At 37.5% G+C, this 18515-nt stretch carries 15 protein-coding genes; all 15 read right to left on the reverse strand.

Annotated features, from left to right (window positions below; translation table 11 throughout):
• Nucleotides 1-24 precede the first annotated feature (24 nt).
• The 15 genes from MKY00_RS18560 to rseP all read right to left on the reverse strand — a co-directional run bounded on the left by MKY00_RS18560 (nt 25) and on the right by rseP (nt 18501).
• The gene (locus tag MKY00_RS18560; RefSeq protein ID WP_000857420.1) at nt 25-924 is read right to left on the reverse strand and encodes a polysaccharide deacetylase family protein; all 900 of its coding nucleotides are present in this window, start codon (nt 922-924) and stop codon (nt 25-27) included.
• A 152-nt stretch (nt 925-1076) separates the two neighbouring features.
• Complete coding sequence (gene pnp, locus MKY00_RS18565) at nt 1077-3215, reverse strand: polyribonucleotide nucleotidyltransferase (RefSeq protein WP_000076751.1); 2139 nt, start codon at nt 3213-3215, stop codon at nt 1077-1079.
• 160 nt (nt 3216-3375) lie between these two features.
• Complete coding sequence (rpsO, locus tag MKY00_RS18570; protein ID WP_001229392.1) at nt 3376-3645, reverse strand: 30S ribosomal protein S15; 270 nt, start codon at nt 3643-3645, stop codon at nt 3376-3378.
• 100 nt (nt 3646-3745) lie between these two features.
• Entirely contained in the window at nt 3746-4717 is a 972-nt protein-coding gene (gene ribF, locus MKY00_RS18575) for a bifunctional riboflavin kinase/FAD synthetase (RefSeq protein WP_000766721.1), read from the reverse strand.
• A gap of 43 nt (nt 4718-4760) precedes the next feature.
• Nucleotides 4761-5684: a tRNA pseudouridine(55) synthase TruB gene (truB, locus tag MKY00_RS18580; RefSeq protein WP_341035170.1), complete on the reverse strand. Its 924-nt coding sequence runs from the start codon at nt 5682-5684 to the stop codon at nt 4761-4763.
• A gap of 86 nt (nt 5685-5770) precedes the next feature.
• The gene (rbfA, locus tag MKY00_RS18585) at nt 5771-6127 is read right to left on the reverse strand and encodes a 30S ribosome-binding factor RbfA (RefSeq protein WP_000776443.1); all 357 of its coding nucleotides are present in this window, start codon (nt 6125-6127) and stop codon (nt 5771-5773) included.
• Nucleotides 6128-6142: 15 nt separating this feature from the next.
• Nucleotides 6143-6424, reverse strand: a complete 282-nt coding sequence (locus MKY00_RS18590) for a DUF503 domain-containing protein (RefSeq protein ID WP_000582364.1) — start codon at nt 6422-6424, stop codon at nt 6143-6145.
• Nucleotides 6421-8481, reverse strand: a complete 2061-nt coding sequence (gene infB, locus MKY00_RS18595; RefSeq protein ID WP_000036345.1) for a translation initiation factor IF-2 — start codon at nt 8479-8481, stop codon at nt 6421-6423. The genes MKY00_RS18590 and infB overlap by 4 nt, the downstream gene beginning before the upstream one ends.
• A 4-nt stretch (nt 8482-8485) precedes the next feature.
• Nucleotides 8486-8797, reverse strand: coding sequence for a YlxQ family RNA-binding protein (locus MKY00_RS18600; RefSeq protein ID WP_001286523.1), 312 nt, complete (start codon nt 8795-8797; stop codon nt 8486-8488).
• On the reverse strand, nt 8798-9070 hold the full coding sequence (rnpM, locus tag MKY00_RS18605; RefSeq protein WP_000071128.1) for an RNase P modulator RnpM: 273 nt from the start codon (nt 9068-9070) through the stop codon (nt 8798-8800). It lies immediately after the preceding gene.
• Between the two features lie 11 nt (nt 9071-9081).
• Nucleotides 9082-10188 carry a transcription termination factor NusA gene (gene nusA, locus MKY00_RS18610; protein WP_000102609.1) on the reverse strand — a complete coding sequence of 369 codons (1107 nt, stop codon included), beginning with the start codon at nt 10186-10188 and terminating at the stop codon, nt 9082-9084.
• 17 nt (nt 10189-10205) lie between these two features.
• A complete protein-coding gene (rimP, locus tag MKY00_RS18615) occupies nt 10206-10676 on the reverse strand; it encodes a ribosome maturation factor RimP (RefSeq protein ID WP_000359097.1) in 471 nt (156 codons plus the stop codon).
• 332 nt (nt 10677-11008) lie between these two features.
• A complete protein-coding gene (locus MKY00_RS18620; protein ID WP_074585749.1) occupies nt 11009-15310 on the reverse strand; it encodes a PolC-type DNA polymerase III in 4302 nt (1433 codons plus the stop codon).
• A 124-nt stretch (nt 15311-15434) separates the two neighbouring features.
• Nucleotides 15435-17135, reverse strand: a complete 1701-nt coding sequence (locus MKY00_RS18625; RefSeq protein ID WP_000814305.1) for a proline--tRNA ligase — start codon at nt 17133-17135, stop codon at nt 15435-15437.
• 109 nt (nt 17136-17244) lie between these two features.
• Nucleotides 17245-18501 carry an RIP metalloprotease RseP gene (gene rseP, locus MKY00_RS18630; RefSeq protein WP_001090246.1) on the reverse strand — a complete coding sequence of 419 codons (1257 nt, stop codon included), beginning with the start codon at nt 18499-18501 and terminating at the stop codon, nt 17245-17247.
• Nucleotides 18502-18515: the final 14 nt, after the last annotated feature.

Genomic DNA, 18515 nt, shown 5'->3' on the forward strand with positions numbered 1-18515 from the left:
AGGATGAATGTCATGCAAATGTATTTAATCCACACGTTTTTCATCCAGTAATTCTGTTATATTCCCTACTTTATATCCTTGTTCCTTCAATTTTGTAATCATTGTATCTAATGCTTCTGTTGTGGACGAAGTAGGATGCATTAATACGATAGCACCTGGATGTATTTTTCTCATTACTCTCTGCAATAGTACACCTGGCTCAGGTCGCTTCCAATCAATTGTATCAACAGTCCACATAATCGTTCCCATTTGAAAATCATCTGCAATTTTCACCACTTCATCCCGAAAACTTCCACTCGGCGGTGCAAACCATCTTACCTTTTGATTCGTAGCTGCTTCGATCATTCGATTTGTTTTTTGTAACTGATCTCTTATTTCATCAGACGATAACGTTTTCATATTAGGGTGTGTGTAAGAATGATTTCCAACTTCTTGCTTTGCATCGACAATCATTTTTGCAAATCGTAAATTTTCTTTCACCCAACGTCCTTCTAAAAAGAAGGTCGCCTTCACATCATGTTTTTTCAATATTTCTAATATACGAGGCAAATACTCATTTCCCCATGCCACATTTATTGTTAACCCGACCATCTTTTTATCCGGATGACCTCTATAAATTGGTGCTGGTGATAAATCTTCTAAGTGGACACTCGGTGATACTTCCTTGAATTCAAGATGTTTTTGATCAAACTGCTTTAATTTCTTCATATTGTTATAGGATGCTTCCATATCAACTTGTCTTCCATTATATCCTGGTGTTGCTTTCCATATCTTATCAATCATCGCATTTTGCGGTGCAATCTCATATTGTTTTGCATGCTTTTGAATTTCTTCATATAAGTGATCCTGTGCAAAAACAGAATAAGAACCTGCACTGACATATAAAAAGAATATACATATGTATGCCAATATACGAGTTTTCATATAAACCCTCCCATTAACTATATAAAAAACCATTTTCCTTCTTATCTTTGTTAATTTGAGCGTTATAATGAAAACTATACCTATACTGACATAAAAATATATGCAAATCATATTTTTACATAACAAAAAAAGCCAGTTAAACTGGCTTTTACTTATTGCTGCTCTTGTTTGTTTTCTTCTTTAGCAGCTTCTTTTTCTTGCTCTTCTTTTAGCAATACTTTTCTAGATAAATTCACGCGACCTTGCTTGTCAATCTCGATAACTTTAACTGTAATTACATCACCGATTTTCACAACGTCTTCTACTTTACCTACACGCTCAAGTGCAAGTTCAGAAATGTGAACTAATCCATCTTTACCGCTGAATAATTCAACGAAAGCACCGAATTTCTCAACACGTTTCACTTTTCCTTCGTAGATTTCCCCTACTTGTACTTCGCGAACGATATCCTCGATAATTTTCTTAGCTTTGTCGTTCATTTCTTGATTTATTGAAGAAATGAATACTGTACCATCTTGCTCGATGTCAATTTTAACGCCAGTTTCTTCAATAATTTTATTGATTTGTTTACCGCTTGGTCCGATAACGTCACGGATTTTATCTGGGTTAATTGTCATTGTAATAATCTTTGGAGCGTACGCTGATAATTCAGTGCGTGGCTCTGCAATTACAGATAACATATGATCTAGAATGTGCATACGACCAACTTTCGCTTGTTGTAATGCCTCTTCTAAAATTTCACGAGATAGACCATCGATTTTAATGTCCATTTGTAGTGCAGTTACACCGTGTGCTGTACCTGCTACTTTAAAGTCCATATCACCTAAATGATCTTCCATACCTTGAATATCAGTTAAAATTGTGTAATGCTCACCTGATTTAACTAGGCCCATTGCAATACCTGCAACTGGAGCTTTAAGTGGAACACCAGCATCCATCATTGCTAAAGTACTACCACAAATACTCGCTTGTGAAGTAGAACCATTTGATTCTAATACTTCAGATACAAGACGGACTGTGTATGGGAAATCTTTTTCAGACGGAATTACAGGCTCAAGAGCACGTTCTCCTAGTGCACCGTGACCAATTTCACGACGACCTGGTCCACGCATTGGTCTTGTTTCACCAACACTAAATGATGGGAAATTGTAATGGTGCATAAAGCGTTTTGATTCTTCTACACCAAGGCCATCTAAAATTTGCACATCGCCTAATGCGCCTAATGTACAAATACTTAATGCTTGTGTTTGTCCACGTGTGAATAAACCAGAACCGTGTGTACGAGATAAAATGCCAACCTCTGATGCTAATGGACGGATTTCGTCACCTTTACGGCCATCTGGGCGGATTTTCTCAACTGTAATAAGACGACGTACTTCTTCTTTTACAATTTTATATAAAATCTCATTTACTTGTCCTAATGTATCAGCATCAGCTTCTTGCGCTTCGTAATGCTCAATTACACGCTTTTTCACTTCGTTAATTGCATCTTCACGTGCATGTTTCTCATGTACTTGAATTGCAGAATGCATATCCTTCTCAGCCATTTCACGTACAGATTGGTTAAGATCAGCGTCAACTTCATAAAGTTTCACTTCTGATTTCTCTTTACCTACAGCTTGTACAATCTCTTCTTGGAATGCAATTAGACGTTTAATTTCGTCATGACCAAACATAATTGCTTCTAACATTGTTTCCTCAGGCACTTGATCTGCTCCTGCTTCAACCATGTTAATTGCATCTTTCGTACCAGCTACAACAAGGTGAATATCACTTTGTTCTTGCTGTTCTACTGTTGGGTTGATAACGAATTCGCCGTTAATACGACCAACTGTTGCACCCGCGATCGGACCTTCAAATGGAATGTCTGAAATCGATAACGCTAATGAAGAACCAAGCATAGCTGCCATTTCAGAAGAACAATCTTGATCAACACTCATTACGATGCTGACAACTTGTACTTCGTTACGGAAACCATCTGCGAAAAGTGGACGAATTGGACGGTCGATTAAACGACTTGCCAAAATTGCTTTTTCACTTGGACGACCTTCACGTTTAATGAAACCGCCAGGAATTTTTCCGACTGCATATAAACGCTCTTCATAGTTTACTGTAAGTGGGAAGAAATCTACATTTTTTGCTTCTTTTGATGCAGTTGCTGTAGATAGAACCGCTGTATCGCCATATCTTACTAATACTGCTCCGTTCGCTTGCTTTGCAAGCTGACCTGTTTCAACTGTTAGCTGGCGACCAGCTAAATCTATCGAGAAGACTTGCTTTTCTTGACTCATTTAAGTACCCCTCTCAATTTAAAGTATTCAATTCTTCTATGTAAATGGATAGTATATCACAATATTCTACCTCTAGTATTACCGAAAATGAAGTAAGCTATAAAGAGTAGAAGATATATTTTTACCTAACAAAAAAGCGGGAATATTCCCGCTTCTTTGACTATCGACGTAAGCCAAGCTTTGTGATTAATTCACGGTAACGTGTGATATCGCTATTACGAAGGTAAGTTAGTAAGTTACGACGTTTACCAACCATCTTTAATAGACCACGACGTGAATGATGATCTTTCTTGTGAGTACGTAAGTGCTCGTTTAGAGTGTTAATTTGCTCCGTTAGGACAGCAATTTGAACCTCTGGAGAACCAGTATCAGTCTCATGAGTTCTAAATTGTGCAATGATTTCATTTTTACGCTCTTGTGTTAAAGCCATCCTATTTCACCTCCTATTAATTAAACCCCCGATTACCTAGCAAGCGTCGGTGAGTCGCAATGCCAAGCAATGGTTGTCATAAAGTACATAACATAGAATACTACTTTTCATTTGAAAAAGCAAGTATATTCTTTTCGTTCGCAAAATATTCTTGTGCTGTTTTCTTATCTTTAGCGATTTGTTCAACTAACTCATCGATGCCATTGAATTTCTTCTCTTCTCTTATACGCATATGCCACTCTACTGTAACATTTTGATCATATATGTCTTTGTTAAATTCAAATAAGTGCACTTCAATAGATAGTTGGCGCTCATCTTCTTTAAAGGTTGGTTTATATCCAATATTACATACACCATCGTACCATTCATCGTGAACTTTTAATCTCACTGCATAAACACCTACAGGTGGTAATAGATACTCATCACTTAAACCTACATTAGCTGTTGGGAAACCAATTTGACGTCCACGTTTATCACCGTGTACAACCGTTCCTCCTACTGTATATGCTCTACCTAAAATAGATGGAATTTGCTCCATTTCGCCATTTCGAATTAACTTTCGTAATGCCGTAGAACTTACTTTCTCTTCTTGAAATTCAACTTTTTCAATCACAGTCTGTGTAAACTCCCCTCTTGCATGAAATGGTAAAGTCTCCATCTTTCCTTTTCCTAAACGTCCATATGAATAATCAAATCCTGCTACTACATGTTTTACATTTAAACCAATAATATAATCATCTACAAATTGTTGTGGCAATAAGCCTGCAAATGATTCATCGAATTTAACAACATATAATATATCGATTCCTAAACTCTCGACTATTTTTTCTTTATCACACATTGGTGTAATATACTCCGCATGCGCTTCCTTTTTACCTAAAACAACAGATGGATGCGGATAAAATGTCATCACTGCACTTTTATATCCTCGTTCATCCGCTATTTGTTTCGCAGTTCGAATCACACATTGATGTCCTAAATGAATGCCATCAAAAAATCCTAATGCCATTACAGTAGGTGGTAATTCTAATTTATTTTGTTCATGTGGATGAGTTAAATGAATAAGTTTCACGCTTGAATTCACCTTTTTCTGTAATAATCCTTCCAATAATTCATTATAGCTTTAGTTCTTGATTATTCACAAGTACTTTCATCGGCTTTAGCATACCAGGGTGTTTTGGATGGTGCTCATAAATTGCAAGGCAACGATCGTTTTTATCAAACACTGTTATAAATGGCGCCGTTATTTGCAATTCATTTTTTAAGAACATACCATTTTTTATTTTTTCTGCTTGCTTTTCATCTACAACCATTTTCGGGAACTTACTTAACGCTTCATCAATTGAAATGAAGATAGACTCTACTGTTCCATTGTGCACGTTTTCTTCAATTTCTTCAAATGATATGCAATCTTCTAATACAAATTCACCTGAAGCCGTTCTTACAAGGTGAGACATATGTGATGGAAAACCAAGTTTTTCACCAATCATTACCGCTAATGTTCTTACATATGTGCCTTTACTACACGTTACACGGAAACGGAATGAAATATTTTCTCCTTCAAACACTTCACGGTCATCTAGTAATACAAATTCATGAATTGTAATTGTACGAACTGGACGTTCAACCTCTTGTCCTGCTCTTGCATATTCATATAATTTTTTCCCGTTAACTTTTACAGCCGAAAACATCGGAGGCATTTGCTCAATCGTACCTGTTAATGCGGCAAGAACCTCTTCCACTTCTTTACGAGTAATAACACGATCTACATGTTTCGTTTCCACAACTTCACCTGAAGCATCTTCAGTTGTTGTTGAAAACCCTAATGTTACTTCACCTTCATATGTTTTCGTTTCACTTGTTAAAAATTGTGCAATCTTCGTTGCTCGTCCAACACAAATAGGCAATACTCCTGTTACATCTGGATCTAATGTTCCTGTATGACCAATTCGTTTTTCACGCAATATCTTTCTTAATTTAAATACACAATCGTGTGATGTCATGCCTTTTGGCTTATGTAATAATACTACACCTTCCATATATGTTCACCTCATCGTAATTCTTTCATAATCATTACCTAAAACTTATTTTACATTGAAAAAATGGATAGACAAATGTCTATCCATTATTCTTCACGTTTACCTTCTTTATTAATTTCATGTAAAAGTGTATCAATTCGATGACCATATCCGATAGATTCATCAAATTCAAAGGAAATTTCAGGCGTTTTACGAAGACGAATACGTTGGCCAATTTCTGAACGAATGAAGCCTTTTGCCTTCGCTAAACCTTTTAATGTACTTTCTTTCTGTTCTTCATCACCTAAAACAGAAATATATACTGTAGCAATTTGTAAATCTCCACTCACTTGTACATCTGTTACAGTAACAAATCCGACACGTGGATCTTTAATTTTACGACTGATGATGTCGCCTAATTCTTTTTTCATTTGCTCGCCTACACGGTTTGCACGTAATTTCATAACTCTTCACCTCATTCAATACCATTCCAATTGTGTTATCGTACGTTCAATTTCAGGAAATGAATCGATATACTCAAGTACACGATTCATTTCTTTTTCACAAATAACACGATTTGAGGATACGGAAACAATCGCAATTTCTGTACGTTGCCATACATCTTGATGCCCTACTTCTGAAACAGCTACGTTATAACGCTGTTTCACACGAGTTAACACCCGTTGCAAAATTGCTCGTTTCTCTTTTAAAGAATGCACATCGTAAATCATACACTCGAATGAGAGAGAAGCGATAATCATCGCTTCACTTCTTCCATAATGTACGCTTCAATGATGTCCCCTTCTTTAAGATCGTTGTATTTCTCAATTGTAATACCACACTCATAGTTTTGAGCAACTTCTTTTACGTCGTCTTTGAAACGTTTTAACGTATCAAGTTGACCTTCATAGATTACCACACCATCACGGATAATACGCACGCCGCTATCACGTGTAATTTTACCATCTGTTACGTAACAACCTGCGATTGTTCCAACTTTTGTTACTTTAAACGTTTGACGTACTTCTGCTTGACCGATTACTTTTTCTTCAAATTCTGGATCTAGCATACCTTGCATCGCTGCTTCGATCTCTTCGATTACTTTATAAATAATGCGGTGTAAACGAATATCAACGTTCTCTAATTCAGCTGTACGCTTCGCATTTACATCTGGGCGTACGTTAAATCCAATTACAATTGCATTAGATGCAGAAGCTAAAATAATATCAGATTCTGTAATCGCACCTACGCCTGTATGGATAATTTTAACTTTAACACCTTCAACATCAATTTTACGTAGTGATGCTGCCATTGCTTCTACAGAACCTTGTACGTCCGCTTTCACAATTAAGTTAATTTCTTTTACATCGCCCTCTTGGATTTGTTGGAATAAATCTTCAAGGCTTAATTTAGATTTCTCACCACGTTGAGCAAGTAGCGCTTCTTGTGCACGTGATTCACCGATTTGACGAGCTTTCTTCTCATCAGCGAATGCCATGAAACGATCTCCTGCTTGTGGTACTTCGTTTAAACCTGTAATTTCAACAGGAGTTGATGGACCAGCAACTTTTACACGACGACCAATATCACTTACCATTGCACGAACACGACCGAATGTAGTTCCAACAACGATTGGATCTCCTACTCGAAGCGTACCGTTTTGAACAAGTAATGTCGCGATAGTTCCTTTACCTTTATCAAGTTGGGCTTCAATTACAGTACCAGTTGCATAGCGGTTTGGATTTGCTTTATACTCTTCTACTTCACTTACAAGAAGAATCATTTCTAGTAAATTGTCAATTCCTTCACCTTGAATCGCAGAAATTGGTACGAAAATTGTGTCTCCGCCCCATGCTTCTGGAACTAATTCATATTCTGTTAGTTCTTGCATTACGCGATCAGGGTTCGCAGCTGGTTTATCCATTTTATTCACAGCAACAATAATTGGTACTCCTGCTGCTTTCGCATGGTTAATTGCTTCAACTGTTTGTGGCATAACACCGTCATCAGCTGCAACAACAAGGATTGTAATATCCGTTACTTGTGCACCACGAGCACGCATCGTTGTAAACGCCGCGTGACCAGGTGTATCTAAGAATGTAATTTTCTTGTCATTTACTTCAACTTGGTATGCACCAATATGCTGAGTAATTCCACCCGCTTCACCAGCAGTTACTTTAGAGTTACGGATAGAGTCAAGCAATGTTGTTTTACCATGGTCAACGTGTCCCATGATTGTAACTACAGCTGGACGCTCTTTTAAGTTCTCTTCATCATCTTGCTCATCGATGAATGTTTCAAACTCAGTTTCGCTTACAATTACTTCTTCTTCTACTTCAATACCGTAGTCGTTAGCAATTAACTCAATTGTATCTTTATCTAAGTCTTGGTTAATTGTTGCCATAATTCCAAGCATGAAGAGCTTTTTAATAATTTCAGATGGCTCTTTACTTAATTTCTTAGCAAGATCACCTACTGTAAGACTTCCAGAGAAAGTAATTTTATCTGGTGTTTCTACAGTTTGTGTTTGTTGTCTTCCAGCAAAGTTCTCTTGACGCTTGTCTTCGTTTCCTTTGCCTTTTTTCTTTTTCTTATTGCTGTTCTTTTTACTACGAACAACTTTTTCTTCTACTTCAAACTCATCTGCAACAGAAGGTTTTTCAGTTTGATACTCATTATCTAATTTGTTTACTACTTCATCGTCTAACATTGTCATATGATTCGAAACCTCGATATTCATTTCTTTTAGTTTTGTCATAAGATCTTTACTTGAGATATTATGTTTTTTCGCATATTCATGCACTCGAATTTTACTCATACCTTCACCCCCGGTAATTTGTATCGAGCATGCTACGCAGCTTTTTCGCAAAGCCTTCATCTAACACAGCTACAACGACTCGCTCATCTCTCCCAATCGCATGCCCTAATTGTTGTCGATTTTCGACCTTTCTCATTGGTACGTTGTAGTACGTCGTTTTATCCGTAATACGCTTTGTAGTATTTACTGACGCATCTTCAGATAGCAACACAAGTTTTGCTTTGCCACTTCGTACTTCCTTTAAAACGAGTTCTTCACCCGAAATAATTTTTCGAGCCCGGTTTGCTAGTCCTAAAAACGATTTCCAATCGGACACTTATTTCGACTCCTTCTCAACAAGCTCAAGAAGTTCTTCATAAAGAGAACTGTCGATTTTCGCTTTTAGATGATGTTCCAAAACATTTTTCTTTTGAGCTTGAAGAATGCTTTCTTTATCTTTTGATAAATAAGCACCTCGTCCTGATTTCTTTCCAGTTAAATCAATAGACACTTCTCCCTCTTTGGAACGAACAATGCGAACGAGCTCTCGTTTTGATTTCATTTCTTGCGTTGCAACACATTTTCGTAACGGAACTTTTCGATTGCTCATACTCATCACCTCTACTCGATTTCGTCTTCAACTGAATCGAATCCGAATGCGACTACGCTATCTTCTTCTGTTACAATTCCAAGTTGTTTCGCATCAGACTCACTCTTAATATCAATTTTCCAACCTGTTAATTTAGCTGCAAGACGTGCATTTTGTCCACGTTTACCGATAGCTAATGACAGTTGGTGGTCTGGAACAACAACAGTTGTTGCTTTTTCTTCTTCATCTACAAGCACTTTAACAACTTGTGATGGGCTTAAAGCATTGGCAACATATTCTACTGGATCATTTGACCAGCGAACGATGTCAATCTTTTCACCTTTTAGTTCGTCTACAATGCGTTGTACACGTTGTCCTTTCGGTCCTACACAAGAACCTACTGGATCCACATCAATGTTCTCTGCATGTACAGAGATTTTAGAACGATCTCCTGCTTCACGTGCTACAGAACGAATTTCAACCGTTCCATCATAAATTTCAGGAACTTCCATTTCGAATAAACGTTTTAAAAGACCAGGATGTGTACGTGATACGTAAATTTGTGGTCCTTTTGTTGTTTTTTCTACTTTCGTAATGAATACGCGAATACGATCATGTGGTTTGTACTGTTCGTTCGGCATTTGCTCACTTACAGGTAATAAAGCTTCTACTTTCCCTAAGCTTACATAGATGAAACGAGCATCTTGACGTTGTACGATACCAACCATGATATCTTCTTCACGATCACTAAACTCAGAGTAAATAACACCACGCTCTGCTTCACGCACTCGTTGTGTTACAACTTGTTTTGCAGTTTGTGCTGCAATACGACCGAAATCTTTTGGCGTTACCTCAATTTCTAGTACGTCACCATCTTGATAGTTTGGATTAATTTGTCTTGCTTCTTCAACAGAAATTTCAAGACGTGGATCAAACACATTATCAACAACGTCTTTACGTGCTAAAACTTGGATTGTTCCCACTTGTGGGTTAAAGCTCACACGAACGTTTTGTGCTTGGTTAAAATTGCGTTTATAAGCAGAGATTAACGCTGCTTCAATCGCATCAATAATAATATCTTTACTAATTCCTTTTTCTGACTCTAATACGAGCAAGGCATCTAACAACTCAGTGCTCATGAAGATCCCCCTTCTAACTAAAACGTAACAGCAAGTCGCGCATTTGCAACTTTGTCCATTGGAATTTGGATTTCTTTTTTACGTGTTTTAATTGTTAATAATAGTGTAATTGTAGTACCATCGTAGGAAAGCATTTTTCCTTCAAACATCTTTTCACCATCAATCGGCTCATATGTTTTAATTGCCACTTGTTTTCCTACCGCTTGCTGGAAGTCTTTCTCTTTCTTTAATGGGCGTTCTGCTCCAGGAGATGACACATCCAAAAAGTAAAGATGAGGAATTGGATCCTCTTTATCTAAAGCTTCGCTTAAACGTTCACTCACCGCACCGCATTCTTCAATGTCGACTCCCTTTTCAGAATCGATGAATACGCGTAAGAACCAGTCTTGTCCTTCTTTCACATACTCTACATCTACAAGTTCAAGATTTAACTCTTCAACGATTGGCTGCGCAAATGCTTCTACAACTTCTGTGACTTTCTTATCCATAAACAGCCTCCTTCCTGCCGCCATGTACCATTTACAAGAAAAGACCCCGCCCATAGAACGGTCTATCTTATTCTTTCTCGTTAGCTAACAAAAGCCCCTGCCGTTAAGCAGGGAATATCTGTCTTAGTATTACCAAATTTAAGAAGTAAAACTTGTAACAAAATATGTATATACGACAGAAATTTCTTACCTCTCCACATCAATAAAATGTAGATAGTAACACGAAAGAGTGGGTTTCCCCACTCTTTTTTTCACACAATATACATGACATGGTTATCTCGGTTAATAGTATACCATAGCAAATGTTGATTTGCAAAGACTTTTCCTACCTATTAGAACAGTGATAACTGGTTTTGATCCGGCAAATCACCTAAACAACCTTGACTATCTAAATACTCAATAATTGTTTTCGAAACCTTACTACGCTGCTGCAAGTCTTCCTTTGATAAGAATTCTCCATTTTTACGAGCTTCCACAATACTTAAAGCTGCGTTCGTACCAAGACCAGGTACCGCATTAAATGGAGGAATTAATGAGTCTCCATCAATAATAAAGTCTGTTGCATGTGAACGATACAAATCAACCTTTTGGAATGAGTATCCACGCTCACACATTTCAAGTGTCATTTCTAGTACCGTTAATAAACTCTTCTCTTTCGGCGCTGCATCTAAACCTTTTTGCGCAATTTCATCAATTCTTGCGCGTATAGATGCTGAACCTTTCGCCATCGCTTCTACGTCAAAGTCATCTGCACGAACGGTAAAGTATGCCGCATAGAATAGAAGCGCGAAATGTACTTTAAAGTATGCAATACGCACGGCCATAAGTACGTATGCAGCCGCATGGGCTTTAGGGAACATGTACTTAATCTTCTTACATGAATCAATATACCAACCTGGTACATTATTATTTTTCATGTCCTCTTCCCATTCTTCTGGTACACCTTTACCTTTACGTACTGACTCCATGATTTTGAAGGCTAATGATGGGTCTAAACCTTGATAGATTAAATATACCATGATGTCATCACGACAACCGATAACTTCACTCAGCGTACATGTACCGTTATAAATTAATTCGTTTGCATTACCTAGCCATACGTCCGTACCATGTGATAATCCAGAAATTTGGACTAACTCTGAGAATGTCGTCGGTTTCGTCTCTTCTAACATCTGTCTTACGAATTTCGTACCAAACTCTGGTATACCAAGTGTACCTGTTTTACAGTTAATTTGTTCTTCCGTTACGCCTAACGATTCTGGCCCTGAGAAAATTTTCATTACTTCTGGATCATCCGTTGGGATTGTTTTCGGATCAATACCACTTAAATCTTGTAACATACGAATAACTGTCGGATCATCGTGTCCTAGTATATCAAGTTTCAATAAATTATCATGAATCGAGTGGAAGTCAAAGTGTGTCGTTCTCCACTCAGCCCCTATTGAATCTGCCGGATACTGTATCGGTGAGAAATCAAAAATGTCCATGTAATCTGGCACAACGATAATACCACCTGGATGCTGTCCTGTTGTACGTTTTACACCGGTACATCCTGCTACTAAGCGATCAATTTCTGCATTTCGAATCGTTAAGTTATGATCATTTGCATAACCTTTTACATATCCATAAGCAGTTTTTTCCGCAACTGTACCAATCGTTCCTGCACGATATACATAATCTTCACCGAACAGTACTTTCGTATAGTTATGGGCACGTGGTTGATATTCCCCGGAGAAATTCAAATCGATATCGGGTACCTTATCTCCTTTAAATCCAAGGAACGTTTCGAACGGAATATCATGTCCATCTTTTACGTATGGAACATTACATGTAGGACATTCTTTATCCGGTAAGTCGAAACCAGACCCTACAGAACCATCATTAAAGAATTCTGATTGCTTACACTTCGGACATACATAATGTGGTGGTAATGGGTTTACTTCTGTAATTTCCATCATCGTTGCAACGAATGATGAACCTACCGATCCACGCGAACCTACTAGATATCCGTCTACTAATGATTTTTTCACAAGTTTATGTGAAATTAAATAGATTACGGCGAATCCATGACCAATAATACTTTTTAATTCTTTTTCTAAACGGGCTTCTACTATTTCAGGTAACTCTTCACCATAAATGCTACGCGCCATTTTATAACTCATATCACGCGTTTCATCATCTGCACCTTCAATTTTCGGTGTATATAGATCATCTTTTACTGGATGAACATCACCAATTAATGATGCAATCTTTTGTGTATTCGTTACGACAATTTCTTTCGCTACGTCTTCACCTAAAAATGAGAAACACTCTAACATTTCATCCGTTGTACGGAAATGTACAGGTGGTAATGAATGTCGGTTTAACGGATTCGCTCCACCCTGTGAACTTACTAAAATTTTACGATACATTGCATCTTCTGGATCTAAATAATGTACGTTTCCGGTAGCAACAACTGGTTTATCTAACGTCTCACCTAGTTTTACTAAGTTAGAAATGATTGTTTTTAATTGTCCCTCATCTCGAACGAGTTCACGCTCTACTAAATGACGTAACACTTCTGGTGGCATTACTTCAATGTAATCGTAGAACTGCGCAATTTCTTCTACCTCTTCAGGAGCTTTTTGCATCATCGCCTCAAACACTTCACCTTTATCACAAGCCGTTCCTACTAAAATACCTTCACGATACTTTTTTAATAGTGATCTTGGTACTCGTGGTACACGGTAAAAGTAATTTAAATGAGAATATGAAACAAGTTTATATAAATTTTTCAATCCAACATCCGATGTAGCAAGTAATGTCATATGACTTGGACGCCCGCGTTTATATGCATCCCCTTGTCCCATACTATCGTTTAATTGATCGTGATATTCAAAACCTTTTTCAATTACCTCTTTTAACATTTTTACAAGTAAATATCCCGTTGCTTCTGTATCATAAATTGCACGGTGATGTTGCGTTAATTCGATATCCATCTTTTTACACAACGTATTTAAACGGTGATTTTTCATTTCTGGGAATAAGAATCGTGCAAGCTCTAACGTATCTATTACTGGATTTTTTGTTTTTTCTAAACCAGCTTTTTTAAATCCTACGTTAATAAAGCCCATATCGAAGCTTGCGTTATGAGCAACAAGTGTATGGTCGCCCATCCATTCTTCAAACTTTTTAAACACTTCGTCCACTTCTGGTGCGTCGGTTAACATATCATCTGTAATACCTGTTAATTCAATGATCGTTGCCGATAATGGTTGATGCGGATTTGCAAAAGATTCAAAGCGGTCAATAATTTCGCCACCTTTTACTTTTACAGCAGCTAACTCAATAACTGTATCGTATACAGCTGATAAACCTGTCGTCTCAACGTCAAAAACAACATACGTTTCCTCTGCAAGTAAACGATGCGCTTCGTTATACGCTATTGGTACACCGTCATTAACTAAATTCGCTTCTACACCGTATATAACTTTAACTCCAGCCTTTTTCCCCGCAGAATATGCCTCCGGGAACGACTGAGCCACAGCATGGTCTGTAATGGCAATAGCCTCATGCCCCCATTTACCTGCTTGAGCAACAAGCTTAGAAACTGGAGTAACAGCATCCATTTGACTCATTGGCGTGTGAAGATGCAGCTCTACACGTTTTTCGCCTTCTGGTGCTTTATCTTTACGAGACGGTCCTGTTATTTCATTAATATCATTTGCAATCATTACTAAATCTCGAACAAATGTATCATTTTGAACAGAACCACGAGCCTTCACCCACATTCCTTTTTTCAAGGATTGTAGCATTGGAATATCTTCTTTATCACGTGAGAACATTTTGATCATAATCGAATCTGTATAATCCGTTATTTTTAAAGTTAATAACGTACGTCCACTACGAAGCTCTTTCGTTTCCACATGGAAGACATATCCTTGAACTGTTTTTCTTCTTTCTTCATCTTGAATTTCTCGCATCGGTGTAATCTCTTCATCTGGCTTAATAAGATACCCGAGTGTGATCGGTCCTTCATGCACAACGCTACTTTCTTCAGCTTGCTTCTTCGCCATTTCTTCCATAGCTTGTATAACACGCTCGCGGTCCTCTTGCTGCGTTTGCTCACGAAACTTTTGCATTTCTTCTGTATTTTGCTGTATATGTGTGTCTAGCTGGAAACGCGGGAATCCAAAAGCCTCGTATTGATCCCCTACTGGTTTCGCAACGTTTTTCTTTAAAGCAGTAGATTCCAGCTCATTATTCACATTTATAAGTAACTTCACTCCATTAACCTGCGGAAGCTGCTTCTTTAAATAAGCAAACATAGGTGAAAATGTAATTCGTTCCGTACAAAGTGGCCAATACGCCCTCACTTCTTCTTCAGTAAATTGTTTGTTCTCTGTTTCTAATGCAAATGTTGTTCTTGCAATATGAGAAAATGATTGCTTAAGCTTTGTTTCTAGCAATTCATATAATTCTGTAGGCAAAATACGCGGCACTTGTAAGTCAAAATGCCAACTTTTATTCGCTTTATCAATAACTAGCTTTTCAATGCCACCGCCTTGTAAATATTGATTTATAAGGTCTTCTGGTATTTGCAACTGCTGGAGCAAAATTTGAAATCGCTCTTGTTGTTCATTTGTTAAAGACATAAGCACTCTCCTTCCATTTGCTATTATAAATTGAAACGTACTACAAAGAAAGATTTCTCCCTTCTTCTTTTACAAAATACGTTTACAAAGAAAGAGAAGGTACCTCGTTATGAGGTACCTCTTCTTATTTTAAAATATTAGCAATATATGTTTGAAGCTCTTCTACTTTCACTTCTTCAGACTCACCTGTAGCACGTACTTTCACTTCTACAATACCTTCGTCTGCTTTTTTACCAACTGTCACGCGAACTGGAAGGCCGAATAAATCAGCATCAGCAAATTTAACGCCTGCACGTTCTGCACGATCATCTAGTAATACTTCATATCCTTGCTCTTGTAATGAGTTATAGATGTTTTCACCCATTTCACGTTGTGCATCAGATTTCATATTTACTGGAATTACATGCACATGGAACGGTGCAACAGCTTTTGGCCAAACTAAACCGTTCTCATCATTAAACTGCTCTGCAATTGCTGCCACTGTACGAGACACACCAATGCCGTAACAACCCATAATAAGTGGTTGTGTTTTTCCGTTTTCATCTAGGAATGTTGCGTTCATTGCTTCACTATAACGAGTTCCTAATTTGAATACATGACCAACTTCAATTCCGCGTGCGAAAAGAATTGTTCCGTTTCCGTCTGGAGATTGATCTCCTTCTTGAATGAATCGTAAATCCGTATATTGACTTACTTTAAAGTCACGTTCTGGATTTACATTTACATAATGGAACCCTTCTTCGTTAGCTCCTGAACATCCGTTGACAATCGATGCTACAGCGTGATCAGCAATAATTTCAATATCACCTGTTACACCAATTGGACCTAATGAACCAACTTCACAATTTAATAATTCTTTTACTTCTTCATGAGAGGCAAGCTCAACAACGGAAGCACCGTATACATTTTTCACTTTTACATCGTTTACTTCATGATCACCACGAACAAGTACAACTACTAATTTCTCATCTACTTTAAATACCATAGACTTAATGCACTTTTCAGCTTCTATGTTTAAGAAGGCAGATACTTCTTCAATTGCTTTTTGGTCTGGTGTTGCTACTTTTTCAAGCGCTTTTTCTGCTTCGTCACTCTTCGTATACGTAGCTACAACAGGAGCCATTTCGATGTTCGCTGCATAATCAGATGTATCAGAGTATGCAATTGTATCTTCACCAACATCAGATAATACCATAAATTCATGTGTATCTTTTCCACCCATTGCTCCTGAATCAGCAATAACCGCACGGAAATTCAAGCCACAACGAGCGAAAATGTTAGAGTATGCTTTGTATAAGCGATCGTACACTTCATCTAAGCTCTCTTGTGTAGCATGGAAAGAGTATGCATCTTTCATTAGAAACTCTCTTCCACGTAATAAACCGAAACGAGGTCTTTGTTCATCACGGAATTTTGTTTGAATTTGATATAATGTTAACGGTAATTTTTTATATGATTTCACTTCATCACGTACAAGATCCGTAATTACTTCTTCATGTGTCGCTCCTAATGCAAATTCACGAGCATTACGATCTTTCATACGCATTAATTCAGATCCGTAAGAATACCAACGACCTGACTCTTGCCATAATTCTGCAGCTTGCATCGCTGGCATTAATAATTCTACAGCACCTGCGCGCTCCATTTCTTCTCGAACGATTCGTTCTACTTTGTGTAGCACTTTTAATCCAAATGGTAAAAAGCTATAAATACCAGAAGCATTTTGACGCATAAAACCTGCACGAAGTAATAACTGATGACTCTTAATTTCAGCATCAGCTGGAACTTCACGTAATGTAGGACTAAATACCATACTTTGTTTCATTTATTCGCACCTCTTCATTTTACTCTTATACGCAGGAAAACCCCTCACCTCGAGTTAGGTGAGGGATTTTATTCTACGAGCTCTATTTCATTATAAGTTTCACTTTATTTTACAAGAAAAACTTACGAATGTCATTCCAAGTTACTACTAACATAAGTAACATTAATAATGCAAAACCAATAAAGTGAACCATTCCTTCTTTTTGACGGTCAATTGGTTTCCCGCGTAACGCTTCAATTAAGAAGAAGAACAAACGTCCACCGTCTAAAGCAGGAACTGGTAGTAGGTTAAATAAACCAAGGTTAATACTTAAAACGGCTGCTAAACTTAATACACGCGTAAATCCATAATCTACAACTTGATCTGTTAGATTATAAATTCCTACTGGACCTGACAACTCATTAATAGAGAATTGGCCGGTTACTAATTTCACAAGAGACTCAAAAATTAGTTTCGTCCATTGGTATGTTTGTTCAAAACCTGATTTAATAGAACCCATCACTGTTTTTTCTACAGGAGAGTAAACACCGATTCTACCAACTTCTTCTTTACCTTCTTTATCAAGCGTTGGCGTTACTTTCACATTAAACTGTTCACTATCACGCTTTACTTGTAACGTAATTTCTTTATTCGGATTTTCACGTACAATGGTAACAACATCTTTCCATGTACTTGTGTTTTTCCCATCAATAGCTTGAATTGTATCATTTTCTTTTAATCCAGCTTGCTCTGCCGCACTATTCTCCATCACTTTTCCGACCATTGGTTTATCAACAGGAACACCTTGTACAAATCCAAGAATCACAAAAATAACAAACGCTAAAATGAAGTTCATTGCAGGACCCGCAAAGATCGTTAAAGCACGTTGACCTAATTTCTTAGAGCCAAACTGTCTATTATACGGAGCAATTTGAATTTCTTCACCGGCAGTAATAATACGAGCCTTTTCATTCACTCGGAATGTTTGAAGCTCTTCCTCGTACTCTTCATAACCCGAAATTGTTAAATTATGCTCTAAATCAGCTTGTTCCACTTCAATCACGCGAACATTTGGATACTTTTCATACCCATCAAAAACTAATTTTACAACTTCGTCTTTTTCGTTTAATACAAGGCCAACCTTTTTCCCAGGCTTTAACTCAACTGTATCTGCATCCTCGCCAGCCATTCTTACATAGCCACCAAGGGGCAATAATCGAATCGTATACACCGTTTCATTCTTTTCAAATGAGAATATTTTCGGACCAAAACCAATCGCAAACTCACGGCATAAAATACCTGCTCTTTTTGCGAAATATAGATGCCCTAGCTCATGGAAAAATACGAGTGCACCGAAAATTAATATAAAGGCAATCGCTGTATTCAATTCCATACCACCTT

Source organism: Bacillus sp. FSL R9-9834 (assembly GCF_038006905.1).
In the GTDB taxonomy this organism is placed as follows: Bacteria; Bacillota; Bacilli; order Bacillales; family Bacillaceae_G; genus Bacillus_A; species Bacillus_A pacificus.

Bases quoted from the DNA above. Each gene is read 5' to 3' on its own strand.
- MKY00_RS18590 (WP_000582364.1), bottom strand. From the start codon at position 6,424: ATGATTATCGCTTCTCTCTCATTCGAGTGTATGATTTACGATGTGCAT.
- rpsO (WP_001229392.1), bottom strand. From the start codon at position 3,645: ATGGCTTTAACACAAGAGCGTAAAAATGAAATCATTGCACAATTTAGA.
- rimP (WP_000359097.1), bottom strand. From the start codon at position 10,676: ATGGATAAGAAAGTCACAGAAGTTGTAGAAGCATTTGCGCAGCCAATC.
- infB (WP_000036345.1), bottom strand. From the start codon at position 8,481: ATGAGTAAAATTCGAGTGCATGAATATGCGAAAAAACATAATATCTCA.
- nusA (WP_000102609.1), bottom strand. From the start codon at position 10,188: ATGAGCACTGAGTTGTTAGATGCCTTGCTCGTATTAGAGTCAGAAAAA.
- rnpM (WP_000071128.1), bottom strand. From the start codon at position 9,070: ATGAGCAATCGAAAAGTTCCGTTACGAAAATGTGTTGCAACGCAAGAA.
- truB (WP_341035170.1), bottom strand. From the start codon at position 5,684: ATGGAAGGTGTAGTATTATTACATAAGCCAAAAGGCATGACATCACAC.
- MKY00_RS18625 (WP_000814305.1), bottom strand. From the start codon at position 17,135: ATGAAACAAAGTATGGTATTTAGTCCTACATTACGTGAAGTTCCAGCT.
- MKY00_RS18620 (WP_074585749.1), bottom strand. From the start codon at position 15,310: ATGTCTTTAACAAATGAACAACAAGAGCGATTTCAAATTTTGCTCCAG.
- rbfA (WP_000776443.1), bottom strand. From the start codon at position 6,127: ATGAAATTACGTGCAAACCGTGTAGGCGAGCAAATGAAAAAAGAATTA.
- MKY00_RS18560 (WP_000857420.1), bottom strand. From the start codon at position 924: ATGAAAACTCGTATATTGGCATACATATGTATATTCTTTTTATATGTC.
- pnp (WP_000076751.1), bottom strand. From the start codon at position 3,215: ATGAGTCAAGAAAAGCAAGTCTTCTCGATAGATTTAGCTGGTCGCCAG.